Raw genomic sequence first — 19,220 nt, 5'->3', positions numbered from 1 at the left:
GTAGTTAAACGTTTAATTTATTATTCAAGAGGAATACGAACATGAAATTCCTGAAAAAATTCTTCAGACATCCAAAACTGATTGTTGCGGTATGTCTTCTGGTAACGGCAGGGTGTGGATTTTTCATAAAAAATCTTACGCTTGACAATTCTATCAGGCAGTTTTTTCCGCAGAAAGACGTGTCCTATACACGTATGACAGAAACCGAAGACCAGTTCGGAAGTATGCTTTCAATAGGACTTACGCTCGAAGCAAAGGACGGAACCATTCTTACCCCGGAATACATTGACGTTGTAAGAAAAATTACTGACCGAGCACTTTCAATAAAGGAAGTAGAAAACATTGACTCCCTTACACACATTGACTATGTATGCGAACAGGACGGTTCAATCTGCGCAACCCAGCTTATTCCGGATACGTACACGGGAACAGAAGAAGACATAAACCTTTTGCGCTCACGGCTTTCTGAATGGGACGATATGTACGGCCGTGTAATTATAAACGACGACGGTACGGCAACCCAGATGCAGATTACAATAAGCCCCAACAAAACTTCTGAATCTGACTCAACAAGGCAGCAGAGGGTTTTGGACGAAGTACGCAGTATTGCAAAAGAAGAAACAAAAGGTCACAGCCTTAAGTTCAAGTTAGCAGGTGAACCGGTACTTTCAGAAAACTCAAGGGCATTCATGATGTCTGACCTTATGCGGCTTATTCCGCTGGTAATCATTGTAGTTCTTCTTTCACTGTTTTTGAGTTTCAAGACTGTTGATGGAACAATTCTTCCGCTCATTACAGTTCTTATGTCTACGGTTATTTCATGCGGACTCATGGGCATGTTCGGCGTAACATTTACGCTGGTTTCAAGCGTAATTCCTGTTGCGCTTATTGCAGTGGGTTCAGCATACGGAATTCATGTTCTTACACATTACTACGTGGCACTTGACAGTATTGAAGGCGAACTCACGAAGGAAAAATATGAAGAATGCGTTTTCAGCGGACTTAAGGAAGTGTGGACGGCTGTTCTTCTTGCAGGACTTACGACAATCGTCGGTTTTATATCCCTAGTTTCAAGCCCGATCGGACCACTCCACAGTTTTTCTGTCTTTACTGCAATAGGCGTAGCCCTTTCATTGATTTTCTCAGTAACATTTATTCCGGCTGTGCTTCTGCTTAAAGATTTGAGTAAAGTAAGAACAAAGTCCAGAAAAATAGCAAAACTTACAGACAAAATGAAGTCCCGCCTGGAAAAGGCAAAGAAACTCCGTGGCGGAAAGGAAGAAGATGAAGCAAGCGCAGACACTTTGTACAGCATATTCAAATTTTTCTGCGGTTCAAAGACAAGGCTTGTACTTACTTCACTTGCAATTGTTGCCCTTTCGCTCACGGGTCTGAGACTGCTCAAAATAGACACCGCGCTTATAAACTACTTCCCGAAGACTGCGCAGTTCAGGCAGGATCTTGATTATATAGACAAAGACTTTGCCGGAACAAACAGCGTATTCTTTACAATAACGGGCCCCGAAAAAGGCGACATTGCAAACCCTGAACTTCTCAAAGCCGTAGACGATATGCAGAACCAGCTTCAGGAAGATCACGAAAGCATTGGAAAAATTGTTTCGCTTACGACATTCATCAAGCGCATAAACCAGGTGTGGCATGTTCCGACTACGGAAACTGTACAGGAAACACAGACTGCAGCGGTTTCTGAAGAAGACAGCGCACAGACAGCAGACCTTTCATGGGGAGATGATTCAGACTGGGGAAGCAGTGATTCACTTTCTTGGGGAGACGATGAAACTTCTGAAGAAGAAACTGTTCCGCAAGTGCAGTTCAATGACCCCAACACTGAATATGCAAAGGTTCTTTCCGGAACAATGACAACAAAGGAAGTGCTGGATCTTCTTAATGAAGCATATACGGCAGCCGGCGGAAAAAATGCCACTACTGATGAAATAGTAGATGAGCTCATGAAAAAGACAAACTACAACGGGGCTGCATATTATGAAATTCCGTATGACACCGCAAAGTATCCTGTTGCATCCAGGGAAGAACTCAAGGGTGTTGTAAACGGATACCTTACCCTTCTGAGCGGTTCACTAGGAAGATTCATTGATGACGACATGAACCCTCAGACAATGCGCATCACCTGTCAGTTGAGAAGCCATTCAACTGATGAGACAGGTTCAATAATTGCCGATGCCAAAAAATTTGCCCAGGAAAGATTCCCCGAAGGATACACTCTTGAAGCAACAGGTTCAGGAGAAATGGAATACACAATGACAAAGATGATTGTTTCAAGCCAGTTCTCAAGTCTTGCAGTATCACTCATATCTGTATTTATAATCATTGCGGTTTCGTTCAAATCTGTCTGGGCAGGACTTCTTGGTGCTGTTCCGCTGGCTCTTGCAATTCTTCTGAACTACATGACCATGGGTTTTGCACACATAAACCTTGACCTTGTAACAAGCATCATTGCTTCTGTCGCTGTTGGTGTTGGAATAGACTACACAATTCACTTTCTTACGACTTACAGGGAAGAACGTGCAAAAAGCGATGATATTGTGCTTGTCACAAAAATGACGTTCAAAAAGAGCGGTCACGGAATAATGACAAACGCAGTTGCTGTAGGACTGGGATTTTTGGTTTTGTGTCTGTCAAAGTTTACGGTTCTGAAATACATAGGCGTACTTGTAGCAATTGTTATGTTTACGTCAAGTTTCCTGGCAATGACAATTATTCCGGGAATATTAAATCTTACCGACCCGAAATTCATCAGGCCGAAAGAAAAATAAGTTTACGAAGCCGACGGTTTCTTAAACTTTTGGAGGGAGTATAAAAATCCGCCGGTTGTCGTCGGTTTTTTAACTCGAAGTTCGCGTTGCGAACTTCCTTATTGGACTGCGTTTTTCACTTCGTTCCAAAACGCAATAAAAATCTTTTCGACTGTTGAAACAGTCTTCAAATATTTTTATACGAGGGAGTATAAAAATCCGCCGGTTGTCGTCGGTTTTTTTTAACTCGAAGTTCGCGTTGCGAACTTCTTTATTGGACTGCGTTTTTCACTTCGTTCCAAAACGCAATAAAAATCTTTTCGACTGTTGAAACAGTCTTCAAATATTTTTATACGAGGGAGTATAAAAATCCGCTACCTATGGAGGAAATTATGAAATTAAATTTGAAAAAAATCATGACACTTGGAACTGCACTTGTTGCAGCATCAGCACTTGCATTTGCCGACGAACAGGGCGACAAAATTATGGAACAGGTTCATGCTGTAGAAAAACCCGCTTACTCACATTCGCTTGTCGAAATGACACTCACCGACAAAAACGGAACAACAGAAGTCAGGCGCATGGAAGAATACGGAAGAAACAAAGACGGAACTACAAGTGCCGTAATGGTTTTCCTTTCCCCTGCTTCCATCAAAAACACACGCTTTCTTCAGTGCGAAAACAAAAATGCAGCCGATGACAAATGGATTTATCTTCCGGCCCTCAAAAGCACACGCCGCATAAATTCCAGCGAAGGTTCAAAATCATTTATGGGAACAGATGCCACATATGATGATCTTTCTACCCGCGAACTTTCAGAAGACACACACGAGTATATCAAGGAAGAACCAAAGCTTTCGTACCCGGACTGCTATGTTGTAAAAGAAGTTCCTGTAGACAAAAAGTCCAGCCAGTACAGCTACAGAATGGTCTGGGTAGACAAAAAAACAATGTACCCAGTCTACACCGAACTTTATGACAAAAACGGAAGCCTTGAAAAAGTACTTACCGTTGCAAAAATAGAAAACCACGACGGATACAACATTCCTATGGAAAACAAAATGGAAAACGTTCAGACCGGCCACACTACACAACTTAAGATAGTACGCGTAGACGTAACGACTGCAATTCCAGAAAGAGTATTTACACAGGCTTTCCTGAGCAACGGAAGATAAAAAACAGCAGGAATGTGTATAAAAAAAAGCCGCCGGTTTCTGCTGGTTTCCGCTGAGTTCCGCCGGCTTTTTAACTTGAAGTTTGCGAAGCAAACAAGTTTGCTTTGCAAACACGCTTGCTTTGCAAACGTTCTAATAAAATTGTACATTCTCACTTTGTTGCGAATGTACTTAAAAAGTCATTCCTAAATCTGAAGATTTACTCATTGACTTTTTATGGGAGAAACAAAATGAATACAAAAAAATCAAAAACACTTGCACTTCTTTTGGCAGCATCTTCCCTTGTGTTCGCCCAGGAAGACGATTTTGCCGCGTGGGGTGACAGTACAGATTCACAGGAAGAACAGCAGTCAGTTACCGTTTCAGGAAGCACAAAATTCCAGGCAAGGGCATACCCCGAAGCATCAGAAACACCGTTGTCAGAAGCAGACTCAATTTACGACATGAATAAAATTCCTGTAACGGTAAAGGCTTCTGCACATGCAGGAATTGCATATACAGGAACTTCGTCAGATGCAGAAATAAAACTTGCCTTTGACAAAGATATTCTTGAAAACCATCCTGAATCAGTTCTGGACGAAATGAACGTGCGCGGCTATCTGGGAAACCTTACAGTCGAAGCCGGAAAAATGAAAATCGTATGGGGAAAAGGCGACAAGCTGCATGTAATAGACAACTTCAATGCCGATGACTACACGGACTTTATAATCCCTGACTACATTGACAGAAGACTTGCAGTGCCGATGATGAGAGCCGTTTACAATATTCCCGGAACAAATACGTCTGTAGAAGCAGTCTGGACACCGTGGACAGAACCTGACAGGTTTGCTTCAGACGGAATATGGACTCCTGCAGCGTACAAAAATCTGTACAACACGGTAAAATCTGTCCAGGAAAAAAAGGTTGCCGCTTCATTCAAAAAATACACCAAACTTACTTCGGGCGTAGGTGCACTTTCATCACTTGCAGCCCTTGCACAGGCAGAAGCCGCCGCAGGAACTCCAGGAAAAGCGACTGCAGCATATAACGTGGCCCTTGAAAATCTTGGATGCACAAGCATTGATGAAGCAAAGGCAAATCTTGAACAGGCCGGAACAGAATACACAAACACACTTCTTGCAGCTTCTACAGTCACTCAGGAATCTCTTCTTCCTGACACACATACCCTGCGCTACAGCCAGTTCGGAGCCCGCGTAACAGGAACAGTCGGAACAGTAGATCTTGGTGCAAGCTGGTACTACGGTCACTTCAAGCAGCCGTCGGCAAATCTGCAGAATACAATTCTCAATTCAGAAATGCCGGAACTTGCCTATGACCAGAAGCAGACATTCGGACTTGAAGCAGCAACTGTTCTCTGGAAACTTAATCTCAGGGGTGAAGCAGCATACACTCTTACCGAAGATACTGAAGGCGACGATCCGTGGGTTCACAACAACAGCGTGTCATGGCTTGCCGGATTTGACATGGACATCGGGCTCAACAACATAAACATCAACGTACAGGAAACAGGAACCCTTGTACTCAACGGAAGCAAAATTGACGGAAGCACTTTTGAAAAATATGACGTTGACTACAATCCCACAGGACATACAAACAACAAACTTGTAGTGAACATAACCGACTCCTGGATGAACGAAAAAATATGCCCTGAAGTTACCGTAATGTGGGGAATTGAACGTGGGGATCTTGTAGTTCAACCCAAACTGGAGTGGAAACCCGACCCCGCCCTTGCCCTTACGCTTTCAGGAATGTACATAAAATGCCGCGATGAAGACAGCGAATTTTATGAATGGAGAAACAACAGTTTTGTATGTCTCGGAGTATCTGCAATATTCTGAATTGAATATTTTTCTTTTTTAAGATATACTGAACAGGTAAAAAAAAGCAGCGGCCGTTTTGACTGCTGCTTTTTTTATATTCTAAACATTAAGCAGGAAAAATTATGTTCAAAGAAGTTGATTTGAAAGATGCCTACAAAATGATAAGCGGAACAGCGGTAGTTGCGTCAAAGGGAAAATTCAGTTACGACATAACGCCGTACGGATGGATTATGCCAATGGATTACGAACCTGTTACAAAAGTAATATTCAGTTCTGACCCGGCCCACCAGTGCGCACACAACGTAAAGGAAACAAAAGAATTTGCAGTCTGTATTCCAAAGTCACAGGATGCACACTGGATAGAAAAAGCAGGTTCTGTTTCTGATGAACATGCAGACAAGTTCAAAATGTTCGGCATTGAAGGAACAAAAGCAAAGAAAACCGATTTAATGATTCCCGAAAATGAAATTCAGGGTTGGATTGAATGTCGCCTTATCCGCGTAATCAAAGAAGGCTCCGTTGAACTTTTCCTTGGTGAAGCGGTTGCTGCATACAGTCTGTAAAAAAAAAGACCCTGAACAACTTCCGGTCCTGTGCCTGAGGCATAAAACCAAAACCTGTTCAGGGTAACAAATGCAGCTTTTATACTTAGCTGCACCTTATATCAAAACGCAAGTTTTATTACTTCGGACACATCAGATACGGGAATAAATTTAATTCCTTTTTTTACGTGTTCAGGAATATCTTCAAGGTCACGCTCATTGGCCTTTGGAATGATAATTGTCTTTATTTTATTACGCTTTGCTGCAACGGTTTTTTCCCTTAAGCCGCCAATCGGAAGCACCTGTCCTGTAAGACTCAGCTCACCGGTCATGGCAAGATGCGGCTTTATCTTTTTTCCCGTAAAAAGAGACATAAAGGTAGTCGCCATTGTTATTCCTGCAGAAGGACCGTCTTTGGGAGTAGCGCCTTCAGGAATATGAAGATGAACAGTATTTTCTTCAAACCACTTTCCGTCTTTTATTCCGTTCGAAATGGCGTATTTTTTTGACCAGTTCATGGCTATCTGTGCACTTTCTTTCATAACGTCACCCATCTGTCCCGTAAGCTGCAGCCCGCCCTTTTCTGATTTGAACGAAATGGACTCAAGAAGAAGAGTATCTCCTCCCATACTCGTCCACGCAAGACCAATGGCCGTTCCCGCAACACCTGCCGTTTTAATCTGGCTTTCGTCAAACACCGGCTTTCCAAGATATTTTCGCACTTCGGGAACATCAATATTGAAAACTTTTTTTGCTACAGACGGTCCAAGTGCATCAGCATTTTTTTCTGAACTTTCAAATTCCAATACCTGTTCAAAAATAAGTTTTCGCGTAATTTTATCGATGCACTTTTCAAAATTGCGCACACCGGCTTCACGCGCATATTCCGTTGCAATAAGGGAAAGTGCCGCGCGTGTAAATTTAACCTGAGACTTTTTGAGCCCGTTCTTTTCGAGATTTTTGGGAACCAGATACTTTTTTGCAATCTCCATTTTTTCCTGATCGATATAACCCGAAAGTTCAATAATTTCGGCACGGTCAAGAAGCGGCTGTTGGATTCCGTCCAGAGTATTTGCAGTAAGAATAAAAAATACATTGCTTACATCAAATGGAATATCAAGATAAGTGTCCCTGAAGTTAATGTTCTGCTCCGGGTCAAGCACTTCAAGAAGAGCCGCAGAAGGATCACCTTGGGCACTGGCATTCATCTTGTCTACTTCATCAATCATAAAGACAGGGGACTTTGACTTTGTAATCTTGAGCCCTTCTATAATCTGACCAGGCATTGCACCTATATACGTACGGCGGAATCCTTTGATTTTTGCTTCATCATGTTCACCGCCCACACTGAATCTGAAGAAAGGTTTGTTCATTGCCTTTGCTATGGAACGGCCTACGCTGGTCTTTCCTACTCCCGGCGGACCTACAAGAATGAGAACAGAACCTTTTCCGTCTTTCTTTAATTTTCTTACAGAAAGATATTCCAGTATGCGTTTCTTTACATCTTCAAGGCCGTAATGGTCGCCATCCAGAACCTTGCGCGCGTCGGTAAGTGAAAATTTCTCTGCAGGAGAATCATTCCACGGAAGGGCTGTAACAAGACCAAGATAAGCCCTTGAAGAATTGTATTCAGGATCATGCGGGTCCAGAAGCTGGAATTTTTCGAGTTCTGAATAAACTGTTTCTTTGGCTTCTCCTTCCAGATTGAATGAATCTATCTTTGCCTTGAACTTCTGATAATCGCTCGACTTTGAGTCACCGGCAATACCAAGTTCCTCCTGAATGCTCTTGAGCTCTTCGCGAAGAAAATATTCCCTCTGATTTTTTTCTACCTTGTCATTGAGTTCTGTCTGGATTTTTTTCTGTACACGCAAAATTTCCTGCTCTTTTTTTATAAAGACAAGAACCTGTTCCATTCTTTTGCGTACATTTACAAGCTCAAGTACCTTCTGCTGCTCGTCTTTGTCGATATTAAGAATTGACGCAATAAAGTCAGCGATTTTTCCGGGGTGATCAATATTCACCATGTTAAGACGCATTTCTTCGCTGAACATGGGATTATTTTCACTTATTTCCTTCATTTCACTCATGAGTGCGCGGGTAAGTGCTTTTACTTCAAAGGTATTATCTTCTTCATCATCAAGATAATCAACGGCAGCAACCATTGGCGAAGAAGAACTCAGGATTTTCTTTATGCGGAATCTTTTTATTGTAGAAACAAAAACATTTATTCCGCCATCGGGAAGATTAATTCTCTTTATAATGCGGGCAACAGTTCCCACTGAATGAAGGTCAACAAGAGTAGGATTTTCCTTGTCGTTTTTAAGCATAACGATTCCGATATAACCGTCACCGTTCTGGGCATCTTCTATAACATTTGTGTCTTCCTCACTGTTTACCATGAGAGGAGTAAAAATTCCCGGGAAAATAGGCCTGCCGCCTATAGGAAGTATAGACAGTTTGTTAGGAAGCTGAGGTTCTGCAGGCAATCCTATGATATCATTATTATTTGATGATTTGTCTTTCATAACATCAAATATAAACCAAATACGCAAAAAATACAAATTTAAAGCTTATGAATATGCATGTCATGCGCAACAGCATGCAGACTGTTTTACTGACTGCTCCCTATCTGTACCTTTGTCCCGCCGGAACAATTTTCATGATTTTAAGGTTTCCGCGCGCACAGAATTTTTCTGAAGGGGCAAACACAAGCGTATCTTCGGCTTTTACTTCTGTTCCGTTTATTGTTCCCGTTCCGTCAATAATAAAGGCAAGAACAAAATCACACGGCATGGTATCGTGGGGAGCTGAATCTACCACAGAATCATATTCGTTTTCTACCGTAATTTCTTCGAGGGTAAAGTACGGGCATGAAAACACGCCGGGAAAAGCAGACACATTTCTTTCTCCCTGGGTCTTTATGCATGAAATAGCGCGCTCTACATGACATTCCCTTCCCCGGCCCCAGTCATAAAGACGGTATGTTATGTCGCTTGACTGCTGTATTTCCAAAAGTCTGAGCCCGCCGCCAATAGCATGGACAGTTCCTGCGGGAATATATACAAAGTCACCCTTCTTTACATTAACATAGCGCAGACAGTCCTGGATTGAATTGGCTTGTATTGCACCCCTGAGTTCACTGGGAGTATAGACACCGTTCAGGCCGTAAACAAGGCGTGCATTTTCGGCAGCATCAAGAACGTACCAGCATTCTGTTTTTCCGCGGCAATGCTCGTAAAGTTCGGCTTTTTCGTCATCGGGGTGAACCTGAACGCTCAGACGATCATCTGCCTGAATAACCTTTACCAAAAGAGGATAGTCCCCACCGGTAAATGTCTGCAATTCGTGCTGAAGACCATTCGGGTGGGTTGATGCTTCCCAAAGTTCATATCCCCAAACCTTGTCTGATTTTATTGCGTTCAGTTTTATCATTTTTTTTCTCCGTTATAAAGTCAATGTTTTCAGCAGTGTTCCCAGAGCGTTTCGGGATAGTAGCCGTCTGCAATTTTCTTTGCAATTTCCTGCTTTACAATTGCACGGTCTTCGGGATAAGTCATGCCGAACCATTTTTCTGTAGAAGTAAAGAATTTTATACTGCCCTCTTTTGCCTTTACAATGTCGCTTGCCGCAACGGGAAGAAGGGCTTCGGCCTTGGGCAGTTCAAGTGAAGTTTTCTTGAAGTTGTCCCAGTATTTGTGAAAACCGGTAAAGGCTTTAAGGCTGAATGCAAACAGGTTCATGCTTACCCATTCTTTTCCGGTAAGAGGAATTTCTTTTCCGTCGAGTTCGCTTACAATGCCATCGCCTTTATAGCTGATTTTGGTATTTTCTGTAATTGACTCAAGGTAACCGTCCTTTACGGTACAGACACCGCGGCTTACCGAACCGCTTTTGCTCATTGTGTTTCCGAGTACATAGCCGACCATGGCATGTTCAGGGGAATGGGGATCTATGTTTGAAAGATATTCACCCAGTGTTTTGAAGGCATCGCGTCCGTAATAGTCATCGCTGTTGATTACGGCAAAAGGTGAATTAATTGCCTTTTCTGCACAGAGAACGGCATGGATTGTACCCCAGGGCTTTGTTCTGTCTGCAGCGCGTGCAATTTCCTGTTCATCAAGAAGTGCGTCTTTTGTCTGGAAGACATATTCTGCATCGAAGTTTTTGGCTACACGGTCAAAAAGGCGTTCACGGAAGTCTTTTTCTATATCTTTTCTGATAACAAAAACGACCTTTCCGAATCCGCATTTTTTTGCATCATAAGCGGCAAAGTCCAAAAGGCACTCGTTGTTAAGTCCTACTGCATCAATCTGTTTTACTCCGCCATAACGGCTTCCCATACCGGCCGCCAGCACAAGCAATGTTGGTTTCATAACTACTCCCATAATAAGTAAATCTTCAGTTTTAAGAACATATATTTAATTGTAGCATTTTTTTTACAAAAATACTATGATTTTCACTTTTTTAACAGTTTTAAAAAAATACCGGCAGCATCAGGCAGTCACGGCATCAAGACCTATTCTGACCATATTGGAAAAAGAAGTCTGTCTTTCTTCGGCTGTGGTTTTTGTACCCAAAAGAATGTGGTCGCTTGCAGTAAGAACGGCGAGCGCTTTTCTGCCGAATTTTGCCGCAAGTGTATAAAGTTCGGCGGCTTCCATTTCTACCCCAAGAACACCGTACTCTGCCCATGTTTGCCAGGTTGAACGGCTGTCATAAAACATGTCGCTCGAAGCACAGAGACCGACTTTTGCATTTATCCCCAGATTTTTGGCAGCAGAAACCGCAGCCGAAAGAAGAGAATAGTCGGCTACCGGGCAAAAATGCATTGAACCGAAGCGCATTGTATTCAACCCTGAATCAGAACAGGCGCCTGAAGCAATAATGACATCTCTGAGCTGAATATCATTTTGGATTGCACCGCAAGTTCCGACTCTGACAGCCTTCTGCACATTGTAGTCGTTAAAAAGTTCTGTTGCATAAATAGACAAAGACGGCTGCCCCATACCCGTTCCCTGTACAGAAACGCGACAACCCTTATAAATACCTGTAAATCCGTACATTCCGCGGACTTCATTATAACACTCAGAATCTTCAAGAAAGTTTTCGGCAATAAATCTGGCTCTGAGCGGGTCTCCGGGAAGAAGAACAGACTCGGCAACTGCACCTTCAGGCGCGTTAATATGTATACTCATTACTATATTTTAGCACACAAATTACAAAAACAACACCCCAAAAACAGCACCGACGACAACAATAAAAACCGGATGAAGCTTTGTCAAAAATAGAACAGCAAGACAAACAGCATAAAAGGCAAGAGACGGCCATTTTACGGCATTAAGGGGGGAAGTAATCGTATCAAGCGGATTCAGAATTGCTATAGAAAAAACCTGAATCAGCGCAATAAGAACCATGCCACTTGTTGCAGGACGCAGAGTGGCAAAAACAGACTTGACTGCAGGCTTGTCCTGAAAATGTGCAAAAAATCTGGCAATTGCAATTATTACAATAAAAGACGGAAGCACTTCACCCAAAGTAGTGACAATTCCGCCTATGGGACCGTAAAGTTCAGTTCCTATATAGGTGGCAAGATTGATTCCGATTGGCCCCGGAGTACTTTCGCTTATAGCAAGCATCGAATAGAATTTTTCTGCAGAAATAAGCGCATACTTTTCGACAAGAACCTGCTGCATGAATGTAGCTGCAACAAGGCCTCCCCCTATGGCAAAAAGCCCGATGTAGAAAAAAATCAGAAAAAGAAAGAAAAGATTCATGATTTCTTCCCCGTGCGCAAAAGATAAGAGACAATTCCGATAACAACGGAGGCCAGAACAATAAAAATTCCGCTCACCTTAAAGAAATAGACTGCACAGAACGAAAGTGCATAGAAAAGAACATCAATACGGCGTTTAAGCGTTTTTTTGCAGAGGGTAACCACAGAATAAGTAAGAAGTGCCGCCACAGCCACGTTTATTCCTGCAAGCGCCTTCTGAACCCACACTATTGCATCAAAATTCGAAATAAATTCTGCAATAAACGTAATTATAATTACAGAAGGAGTAACAACACCCAAAGTGGCTGCAACGGCCCCGGGAATTCCTGCACGGTTGTGGCCTACAAATGTAGAAACATTTACTGCAATAACGCCCGGTGTAGACTGGGAGATTGCGTAATAGTCAATAAGTTCTTCATTTGTAATCCATTTTTTCTTCTGGATAAGTTCCCTTTCAAGAATGGGAAGCATTGCAAGACCGCCGCCAAAAGTGACAGAACCAATCTTAAAGAAAACCACAAAAAGCGAAAGAATTTCCCGAAGCATAATCATCCTACAAATTTCTGGAGGTCTCTGCTGAAAGAGACTTGAGCATATTGGCTCCGGCAGAATCCAAAAGACTGCTGTCCATTCTCCATGACCAGTTTGCACCGGTTGTAGAAGGAGTATTCATTCTTGCTTCTGAACCAAGGCAATATACATCCTGCAGCGGAATAATACAGTATTCAGCCTTTGACTGGAAGGCAGCTTGTACCAGGCGCAGAGAAATGTCCTTTACAGAAGCGTTTTTATCCATTCCGAAGTAAGAGGCAATATTTATTCTGTACTGTTCAGCACTGGAAGAAAGTACTCCTACAGTAGTATCATTGTCATGTGTTCCTGTATAAACCACGCACTTTTCTGTCTTATAGTTATCCGGCAGATAATCGTTGCGGGCACTTTCATCTGACCACGGATTATCATTGAATGCAAACTGCAGAATCTTCATTCCGGGGAAGCCGCAGTCGTCGCGGAGCTTTTCTACATCAGGGGTAAGAGTTCCCAGATCTTCTGCAATAATCGGAAGTTTTCCAAGACGCTTTTCTATCTCGTTAAAAAGATCCAGTCCGGGGCCCTTTACCCACTTTCCGCCAATGGCATTGTCTGCACCGTACGGAATCTGCCAGTAAGTGTCAAAACCGCGGAAGTGGTCAATGCGCACTATATCTACCAGGTGGAGCATATTCTGAATGCGTGAAACCCACCAGGAATAGTTGTCTTTTTTCATTGCATCCCAGTCATAAAGAGGATTTCCCCAAAGCTGGCCTGTTGCAGAGAAATAGTCCGGCGGAACACCCGCGCATGAAGTCTGTAAAAGTGTATTAGAGTCAAACTGGAAGAACTTCTGGTTTGCCCAGACATCGGCAGAATCTCCTGCTACAAAGATAGGAATATCACCGATAATACTGATTCCAAGTTTGTTGGCATAAGACTTGAGTGAGTGCCACTGTTCCGAGAAGAAGAACTGGATTACTTTTATGCTTTCAACATCAGCAGAATGTTCTGCATCCCACTTTGAAACGGCTGCCGGGTCATGGGAAGCCAGGTCTTTCGGCCAGAAGCGGTTCCACATGCTGTCTATTCCGGTAACATTCTTTTTCTGGGCTTCTGCATCGTAGAATTTCTTGATGCTTGTATAATCTGCAAAATTATTGAGCCAGACCTGATTGTCGTTTTTAAAGGCTTCATACTTTGCGCGGTCAGCTTTTTTGCAGTTCTTTAGGAAATACTCTGCGCACTTGTAAAGAAGCGGAATCTTCCACCAGACGACAGATCCAAAGTCAACGTCACCGTCACATTTTATATATTCAGGCGGAACAATATCACCGGCCAAAGCCCAGCCGCGTTCCACAAGATTGTCAAGATCAATAAGAAGGGGATTTCCGGCAAAAGTCGAAAAACTTGCATAGGGACTATCCCCGTAGCCTGTAGGTCCAAGCGGAAGAATCTGCCACATTGTCTGGCCTGCTGAATGAAGCCAGTCTGCAAATTTATATGCCTGTTTTCCCATAGTTCCGATTCCGGGTGTTTCCGGAAGTGATGTAATGTGCAGAAGCACACCGCTTGCTCTCTTTTCCATTTTTCCTCCAGTTTTCAACGGCTCGCGGGCCGCAACAAAAATTTGCCCGGACAGGTACTGCCACATACCATGCCCGGGCATAAGAATTATATCAATCTATTGAATCACTCGGTCGGGCGCTTCTTAAGGCGCTTGCTTCCGGGAACAGCCTGGCCCTTTCCTGCCTTCTGTTCCATCATTGCGCGAACCTTGAGAGGAAGACCAAACAATGTAATAAAGCCGTCTGCATCCTTGTGGTCATAAAGATCACCTGTAGCAAAACTTGCAATGCTTTCGTTGTAAAGGCTGTACGGAGAATCACTTCCTGCACCGCGCATTGTTCCCTTGTAAAGGCGGAGTTTTACCCATCCGGTTACGTTCTCTTCAATCTTGTCCTGGAAAGCCATAATTCCTTCCATAAGCTGAGTGAACCATTTTCCGTCATAGATAAGTTCGCTTTCACGCAGGCTGATCATCTGCTTGAAGTGATATGTATCGCGGTCAAGACAAAGGTGGTCAAGCTGCTCGTGTGCGTACATAAGGATTGTTCCGCCCGGTGTCTCGTAAACTCCGCGGCTCTTCATTCCTACAACACGGTTTTCTACAAGATCAACGATTCCGATTCCGTTGCGGCCGGCAATCTTGTTGAGTTCCTGCATAATTTCGAGAGGAGACATTTTCTTTCCGTTAACAGAAACTGCTTCGCCTGAAACAAATTCTATTGTAACGTATTCGCCCTTTTCTGAAGCCTGCTCAGGAAGCTTTGTTTCCTTAAGCATATTCTCCCACTTTGGCTCGTTGGGTGTCTCTTCGAGTTCAAGTCCTTCGTGGCTTATGTGCCAGATGTTTTCGTCGCAGGAATAAGAATTCTCTTTCTTTACAGGAACCGGAATTTTGCGGTCTTCAAGATATTTTACTTCGTCTTCGCGGCTCTGGAGAGTCCACTTCGGGTCACGCCATGCTGCAATAACCTTAAGATCAGGGGCAAATGCCTTCATTGCAAGCTCAAAACGAACCTGGTCATTTCCCTTTCCTGTAGCACCGTGACAGATGGCAACGGCCTTTTCCTGGCGTGCATATTCAACAAGAATTTTACCAATAAGAGGACGGGCCGTGGATGTTCCAAGAAGATACTCATCCTCGTAAACACAGCCGCCCTTTACTGCCGGCCAAACATATTCCTTGCAGTACTCTTCGCGTGCATCTACAACATAACATGCAGCAGCACCGGTTTTGAGAGCACGTGCCTTGATAGACTTCCAGTCATCGCCCTGACCTACGTCAATACAAACTGCAATGACATCATAGTCATAATTTTCCTGAAGCCACGGAATAATTACCGTAGTATCAAGTCCGCCGGAATAAGCAAGAATAACCTTGTCTTTCTTTGATTTAGCAGCCCGAGCTGTTGTCTTTGTAGTCTTTGCATCCTTTGCAATTCTTACTGCCATAAAAGTCCTCTTAGTGAAATTTTATACAATCATTATACATATTCACTTATAAATATGCAAGTGAAAGAATTTTTGCGTTAATCAGTCAGACCACTTTGTCCACGCAGCCTGAACAGTAAAATAGTTTTTGCGTTCACAAAACGGCATGTCAGAAGGAAGTCCCGCCGTCTGTCTTCTGAATGAACCGAATCTTTTGTCGCAGCAGGTACATTCATTTCTTATGCATATATTTTCATCAGGAACACCAGCCTTACGCAAAAGAAAAAGATTGGCCGCGGCAAGGGAAAGCGATTTTGTTCCGTCAGAGAAAGTCGCCACGCTTTCAGAGCCGAATTCAGAAGAAAACAATGCTGCACGACTGTCATCCACTTTGTAGCAGCAGCTGTGAATATGGGGTCCCATAACAACGCAGATATCTTTTACAGAAGAACCGTATACGTTTACAGCAGTGTGTACCGCTTCAAGAACTATTCCGGTTCCTTTCCAGCCTGAATGAAGCGTGCCGAAAACACCGCGCACAGGATCGCACAAAAAAAGCGGCATACAGTCAGCAACAGTAACAACGGGAATGAGAGCTTTGTTTTGGGTAAGAATACCGTCTCCCTTAAGGCCGTTGAGTTCCTGTGCAGAATTTACAGAATATACAGTTTTTGAATGAATGAGTTCAACCGCAGCAATTTTATGCGAAGAGCCGGCATTTTCTGAAAGAAATTTTTCTCTTGCTGGATTGTGCATTCCCCACTCAAACCTCATGTTCCCGGCAGAAAGAAGACTCATTTCCCACTCAGGACCATTTTCCAGAACTTTTCCGTCAAAGAGGAATTTTCCGCATATACGGTCACTTAAAAAACGAACCGAAGTGTTTTCAGAACAAAGCAATTTTTACTCCGCGACAAATGATTTTTCTATAAGTTCCATATCCATTATGACATCAAGGGCATATCTTACGTCCCTAAGGTAAGCGGTTATTGAATCGCAGAATTCTGCATTGTCCTTGCCCATGATTTTTGAAAGGTTTACCAAAGGACCATAACAGGTACTGGTCTTTTCACCTGTTATTCCACCCAGAAGGCTTTCAAAACTGCGGCAGCACTTGCAGAAAGTCGCAATCAGATATTCCGCGGAATTTTCAATTTCTTCTATAACTGCATTCACTTTTTTTTCTGAAGAAGCCGTTTTTGTAGAAAGATCGGAATATCCCGAAAGAGACGAACCGTATTCCCCTCCAGAAGAAAGTTTATTAATGAGGGAGTCGGTGTCAAAATTTATTTTTTCCATGTCGGACATTGTGTCTGTAAATTCGAGGTTATTGTCCTTTACAGAAAAATCACCTTCAAGGGTAACGGCTCTCAGATAAGGCATAAACTTCTTGAAAATGCGTTTCATAAAGAAATAAAGGAAACCCAGAGTAAGTGGATGTGCAAAAACAACGCCATCCCAGACATTTTCCCAGGGTCGCACAGGAAAGAGAGGAAACTCGGGAAGCTCAAAATAAGCGGCAAGCTTTTTTCTGAGTGCATCCTTTTTTATGCATGAAGTCCACTGTTCCCATCTTGCATCAAACATAGCCTTCCATTTTTCACGGAATTTGACACTCCACGTTTCTCCACCGCCCAGGACAGGAGGTTCGTACATAAAGTTTTCAAATATTACTTTTGCAAGGGAAGCCATTGGAACTTCCTGTACAAAACACGTTACTGCCGAAAGAGATGCCGAAGCGCGGTCATAGAATTTGGCAAAACCGTTCTGTTCTTCGTCGGAAAGTTCAACTGAAGCCGTCGTAAAATCACAGGTACTTCTAACTGAAAAAAGGTAGAGAGCCTTAAGGAATTCCATTGAAATATCAGGAACAATATCCAGAACCTGAGCAAAAGACGAAAAATCTGAGCGGGCCTGTACAAAACCGCAGTGTTTTACACCGTCTTCTGTTACAAACTTATTTGAAAGGGAATCTGTCGGAAGAACAGTAAACGCACGCAACCACTGCGCTGCCCGTGCACACCCGTACATAAGTGATTTCTTTTCCGGCGGAATGGAATCCAGCGCCTTTGACAGACGCGAAAGAAGGGACGAACGCGTGTCCGGAGCCGGTTCCCTGTCTGCAGGATACTGAAACGGGTCACACGCTTTTTTTATTCCTTCTGTAAAATCACTCATAACAAGGGATGAAAGCAGAATATAAAAGTTACCTGCATTTTTTTTCAACGGAACAACATATTTTCTGAAGAAAACCTGGGCAGAACGAAGCTCCTGTATCTTGTCACAGAAAGACTCTGTCAGGATTTTTCTTTTATAGTCAATGAGTCCCGGGTGTTCCCTGCGGATTTCTGCTGCAGTACGGCGGATCATTGAACTGTTATATACATTTTCTATATCGGTGTCGAACAGAATTGATTTAATCCAAAGTAGAATTCTTACAAGCAGCGGTTCCTGCGAAAAACTGCTCATAAGTGTAAAACCGTCATTTTTGTATGCACGGTCGGCCGTACTTTTTTTTAATGTATTTTCTTCTTCCTTTGAAGTTGTTGCCCCTACCCTGTTCAAAAGGTCGCGGCGTTCCTCTCCGGAAAGTTTCGCAGACATGCTTTCAAAATTTGAATTGTCACTTTCTGATGTAAAACCCATATCCTAATTCTATGTTCAAGACAGATAATTGTAAAGCAGAATATTATGAATTGAATACGTTTTTATTAAAAAAAAATGCAAAAAACAGCAAAGGTATATTGACATTTTTTTCTTTAGATTATATATTCTTAATCACCTTACATTCCCCGATTGTGTAATGGTAGCACCTCAGATTCTGGTTCTGATTGTGGGGGTTCGAATCCTCCTTGGGGAAAGATTTAGGTCCCTTCGTCTATCGGCTAGGACGAAAGATTCTCAATCTTTAAAGATGGGTTCGACTCCCGTAGGGACCGCTTGTGACTTCCCTAATCGGGAGTTTTTTTTATTTTAAATCGGCTGTTCTTCAAAACTTCAGTTGTTGCGTTTGGCAAGCCCCCTATAAATTCCAGCATACCCCATTCCCATTGAAAAAAAGTTCTATATAAGACTATTTTCAAGATAGAATGAGGATCAGTATCGTTAATTATTGATTGCCAAACTTTGACACAAGACCTGCCATTTCAAGGGCACCCATTGCGCAGTCATAACCTTTGTTACCGGCTTTTGTTCCTGCACGTTCAACAGCCTGCTCTATTGTATCTGTAGTAAGAACGCCGAACATTACAGGAATTTCAGACGCAAGTTCAACCTGGGCAATTCCTTTTGAAACTTCGGCACAGACATAATCGTAATGACTGGTTGCCCCGCGGATTACAGCCCCCAGACAGATAAGCGCATCGTATTTTTTACTCTGTGCCATTTTTTTTGCAGCAAGCGGAATTTCAAATGCCCCAGGAACCCAGCACAGGTCTATGTTTTCATCATCTACATCATGACGCAAAAGACAGTCCCTTGCCCCTCCTACAAGCTTTGAAACTACGAATTCGTTGAACCTTGAGGCTACGATTCCCACACGGATTTTTTTTCCGTTTACAGATGAAAGAATTTTTCCTTCAATTATATTCATTTTTTTCCTCCTG

Annotated in this window: 15 protein-coding genes and 2 tRNA genes; 6 read left to right on the top strand and 11 right to left on the bottom strand. The window is 42.9% G+C overall.

What is annotated here, in order from left to right; genetic code table 11:
- The first annotated feature begins 41 nt into the window (after window positions 1-41).
- The 4 genes from IWA51_RS05245 to IWA51_RS05230 all read left to right on the top strand — a co-directional run bounded on the left by IWA51_RS05245 (window position 42) and on the right by IWA51_RS05230 (window position 6,332).
- On the top strand, window positions 42-2,795 hold the full coding sequence (locus IWA51_RS05245; RefSeq protein ID WP_198443478.1) for an efflux RND transporter permease subunit: 2,754 nt from the start codon (window positions 42-44) through the stop codon (window positions 2,793-2,795).
- 371 nt (window positions 2,796-3,166) lie between these two features.
- The gene (locus tag IWA51_RS05240) at window positions 3,167-3,949 is read left to right on the top strand and encodes an outer membrane lipoprotein-sorting protein (RefSeq protein WP_177527496.1); all 783 of its coding nucleotides are present in this window, start codon (window positions 3,167-3,169) and stop codon (window positions 3,947-3,949) included.
- A 230-nt stretch (window positions 3,950-4,179) separates the two neighbouring features.
- Window positions 4,180-5,787 carry a hypothetical protein gene (locus IWA51_RS05235; RefSeq protein ID WP_198443477.1) on the top strand — a complete coding sequence of 536 codons (1,608 nt, stop codon included), beginning with the start codon at window positions 4,180-4,182 and terminating at the stop codon, window positions 5,785-5,787.
- 104 nt (window positions 5,788-5,891) lie between these two features.
- Window positions 5,892-6,332: a flavin reductase family protein gene (locus IWA51_RS05230; protein ID WP_177527494.1), complete on the top strand. Its 441-nt coding sequence runs from the start codon at window positions 5,892-5,894 to the stop codon at window positions 6,330-6,332.
- A 101-nt stretch (window positions 6,333-6,433) separates the two neighbouring features.
- Here IWA51_RS05230 and lon read toward each other — a convergent pair whose 3' ends face one another.
- From lon to IWA51_RS05180, 10 genes are all read right to left on the bottom strand, one after another.
- On the bottom strand, window positions 6,434-8,839 hold the full coding sequence (gene lon, locus IWA51_RS05225) for an endopeptidase La (protein WP_198443476.1): 2,406 nt from the start codon (window positions 8,837-8,839) through the stop codon (window positions 6,434-6,436).
- A 100-nt stretch (window positions 8,840-8,939) separates the two neighbouring features.
- Window positions 8,940-9,746 (bottom strand): type I phosphomannose isomerase catalytic subunit, encoded by an 807-nt coding sequence (locus tag IWA51_RS05220; protein WP_177527492.1) that lies wholly within the window; start codon window positions 9,744-9,746, stop codon window positions 8,940-8,942.
- 29 nt (window positions 9,747-9,775) lie between these two features.
- On the bottom strand, window positions 9,776-10,687 hold the full coding sequence (locus IWA51_RS05215; RefSeq protein WP_177527491.1) for a nucleotidyltransferase family protein: 912 nt from the start codon (window positions 10,685-10,687) through the stop codon (window positions 9,776-9,778).
- A gap of 120 nt (window positions 10,688-10,807) precedes the next feature.
- Window positions 10,808-11,509, bottom strand: coding sequence for a purine-nucleoside phosphorylase (deoD, locus tag IWA51_RS05210; protein WP_177527490.1), 702 nt, complete (start codon window positions 11,507-11,509; stop codon window positions 10,808-10,810).
- Window positions 11,510-11,530: 21 nt separating this feature from the next.
- Window positions 11,531-12,088: a chromate transporter gene (locus IWA51_RS05205; protein ID WP_177527489.1), complete on the bottom strand. Its 558-nt coding sequence runs from the start codon at window positions 12,086-12,088 to the stop codon at window positions 11,531-11,533.
- Window positions 12,085-12,639 carry a chromate transporter gene (locus tag IWA51_RS05200; RefSeq protein WP_177527488.1) on the bottom strand — a complete coding sequence of 185 codons (555 nt, stop codon included), beginning with the start codon at window positions 12,637-12,639 and terminating at the stop codon, window positions 12,085-12,087. Before IWA51_RS05200 ends, IWA51_RS05205 begins: the two co-directional genes overlap by 4 nt.
- 1 nt (window position 12,640) lies before the next feature.
- Window positions 12,641-14,272, bottom strand: coding sequence for a 4-alpha-glucanotransferase (gene malQ / locus IWA51_RS05195; RefSeq protein WP_198443475.1), 1,632 nt, complete (start codon window positions 14,270-14,272; stop codon window positions 12,641-12,643).
- A 38-nt stretch (window positions 14,273-14,310) separates the two neighbouring features.
- Entirely contained in the window at window positions 14,311-15,636 is a 1,326-nt protein-coding gene (locus IWA51_RS05190) for an argininosuccinate synthase (protein ID WP_177527486.1), read from the bottom strand.
- A gap of 81 nt (window positions 15,637-15,717) precedes the next feature.
- Complete coding sequence (locus IWA51_RS05185) at window positions 15,718-16,515, bottom strand: purine nucleoside phosphorylase YfiH/LACC1 family protein (RefSeq protein WP_230402714.1); 798 nt, start codon at window positions 16,513-16,515, stop codon at window positions 15,718-15,720.
- A gap of 3 nt (window positions 16,516-16,518) precedes the next feature.
- Window positions 16,519-18,261, bottom strand: coding sequence for a DUF5312 family protein (locus IWA51_RS05180; protein ID WP_198443474.1), 1,743 nt, complete (start codon window positions 18,259-18,261; stop codon window positions 16,519-16,521).
- Window positions 18,262-18,404: 143 nt separating this feature from the next.
- Here IWA51_RS05180 and IWA51_RS05175 point away from each other — a divergent pair.
- Both IWA51_RS05175 and IWA51_RS05170 read left to right on the top strand, forming a co-directional pair.
- Window positions 18,405-18,475, top strand: a tRNA-Gln gene (locus IWA51_RS05175).
- Window positions 18,476-18,482: 7 nt separating this feature from the next.
- Window positions 18,483-18,554, top strand: a tRNA-Glu gene (locus IWA51_RS05170).
- Window positions 18,555-18,724: 170 nt separating this feature from the next.
- On the opposite strand, the gene ribH is transcribed toward IWA51_RS05170, so the two are convergent.
- Window positions 18,725-19,207 (bottom strand): 6,7-dimethyl-8-ribityllumazine synthase, encoded by a 483-nt coding sequence (gene ribH / locus IWA51_RS05165; protein WP_177527484.1) that lies wholly within the window; start codon window positions 19,205-19,207, stop codon window positions 18,725-18,727.
- Window positions 19,208-19,220 lie beyond the last annotated feature (13 nt).

Origin of the sequence: Treponema peruense, from assembly GCF_016117655.1 — a bacterium.
In the GTDB taxonomy this organism is placed as follows: Bacteria; Spirochaetota; Spirochaetia; order Treponematales; family Treponemataceae; genus Treponema_D; species Treponema_D peruense.
The sequence above is the reverse complement of the archived record's forward strand: the minus strand, read 5'-3'. Positions and strand labels throughout refer to the sequence as shown.

Coding starts and splice junctions, on each gene's coding strand:
- lon (WP_198443476.1), bottom strand. CDS start 8,839: ATGAAAGACAAATCATCAAATAATAATGATATCATAGGATTGCCTGCA.
- malQ (WP_198443475.1), bottom strand. CDS start 14,272: ATGTGGCAGTACCTGTCCGGGCAAATTTTTGTTGCGGCCCGCGAGCCG.
- IWA51_RS05230 (WP_177527494.1), top strand. CDS start 5,892: ATGTTCAAAGAAGTTGATTTGAAAGATGCCTACAAAATGATAAGCGGA.
- deoD (WP_177527490.1), bottom strand. CDS start 11,509: ATGAGTATACATATTAACGCGCCTGAAGGTGCAGTTGCCGAGTCTGTT.
- IWA51_RS05240 (WP_177527496.1), top strand. CDS start 3,167: ATGAAATTAAATTTGAAAAAAATCATGACACTTGGAACTGCACTTGTT.
- IWA51_RS05220 (WP_177527492.1), bottom strand. CDS start 9,746: ATGATAAAACTGAACGCAATAAAATCAGACAAGGTTTGGGGATATGAA.
- IWA51_RS05180 (WP_198443474.1), bottom strand. CDS start 18,261: ATGGGTTTTACATCAGAAAGTGACAATTCAAATTTTGAAAGCATGTCT.
- IWA51_RS05245 (WP_198443478.1), top strand. CDS start 42: ATGAAATTCCTGAAAAAATTCTTCAGACATCCAAAACTGATTGTTGCG.
- IWA51_RS05190 (WP_177527486.1), bottom strand. CDS start 15,636: ATGGCAGTAAGAATTGCAAAGGATGCAAAGACTACAAAGACAACAGCT.
- IWA51_RS05235 (WP_198443477.1), top strand. CDS start 4,180: ATGAATACAAAAAAATCAAAAACACTTGCACTTCTTTTGGCAGCATCT.
- IWA51_RS05200 (WP_177527488.1), bottom strand. CDS start 12,639: ATGATTATGCTTCGGGAAATTCTTTCGCTTTTTGTGGTTTTCTTTAAG.
- IWA51_RS05205 (WP_177527489.1), bottom strand. CDS start 12,088: ATGAATCTTTTCTTTCTTTTTCTGATTTTTTTCTACATCGGGCTTTTT.
- ribH (WP_177527484.1), bottom strand. CDS start 19,207: ATGAATATAATTGAAGGAAAAATTCTTTCATCTGTAAACGGAAAAAAA.
- IWA51_RS05215 (WP_177527491.1), bottom strand. CDS start 10,687: ATGAAACCAACATTGCTTGTGCTGGCGGCCGGTATGGGAAGCCGTTAT.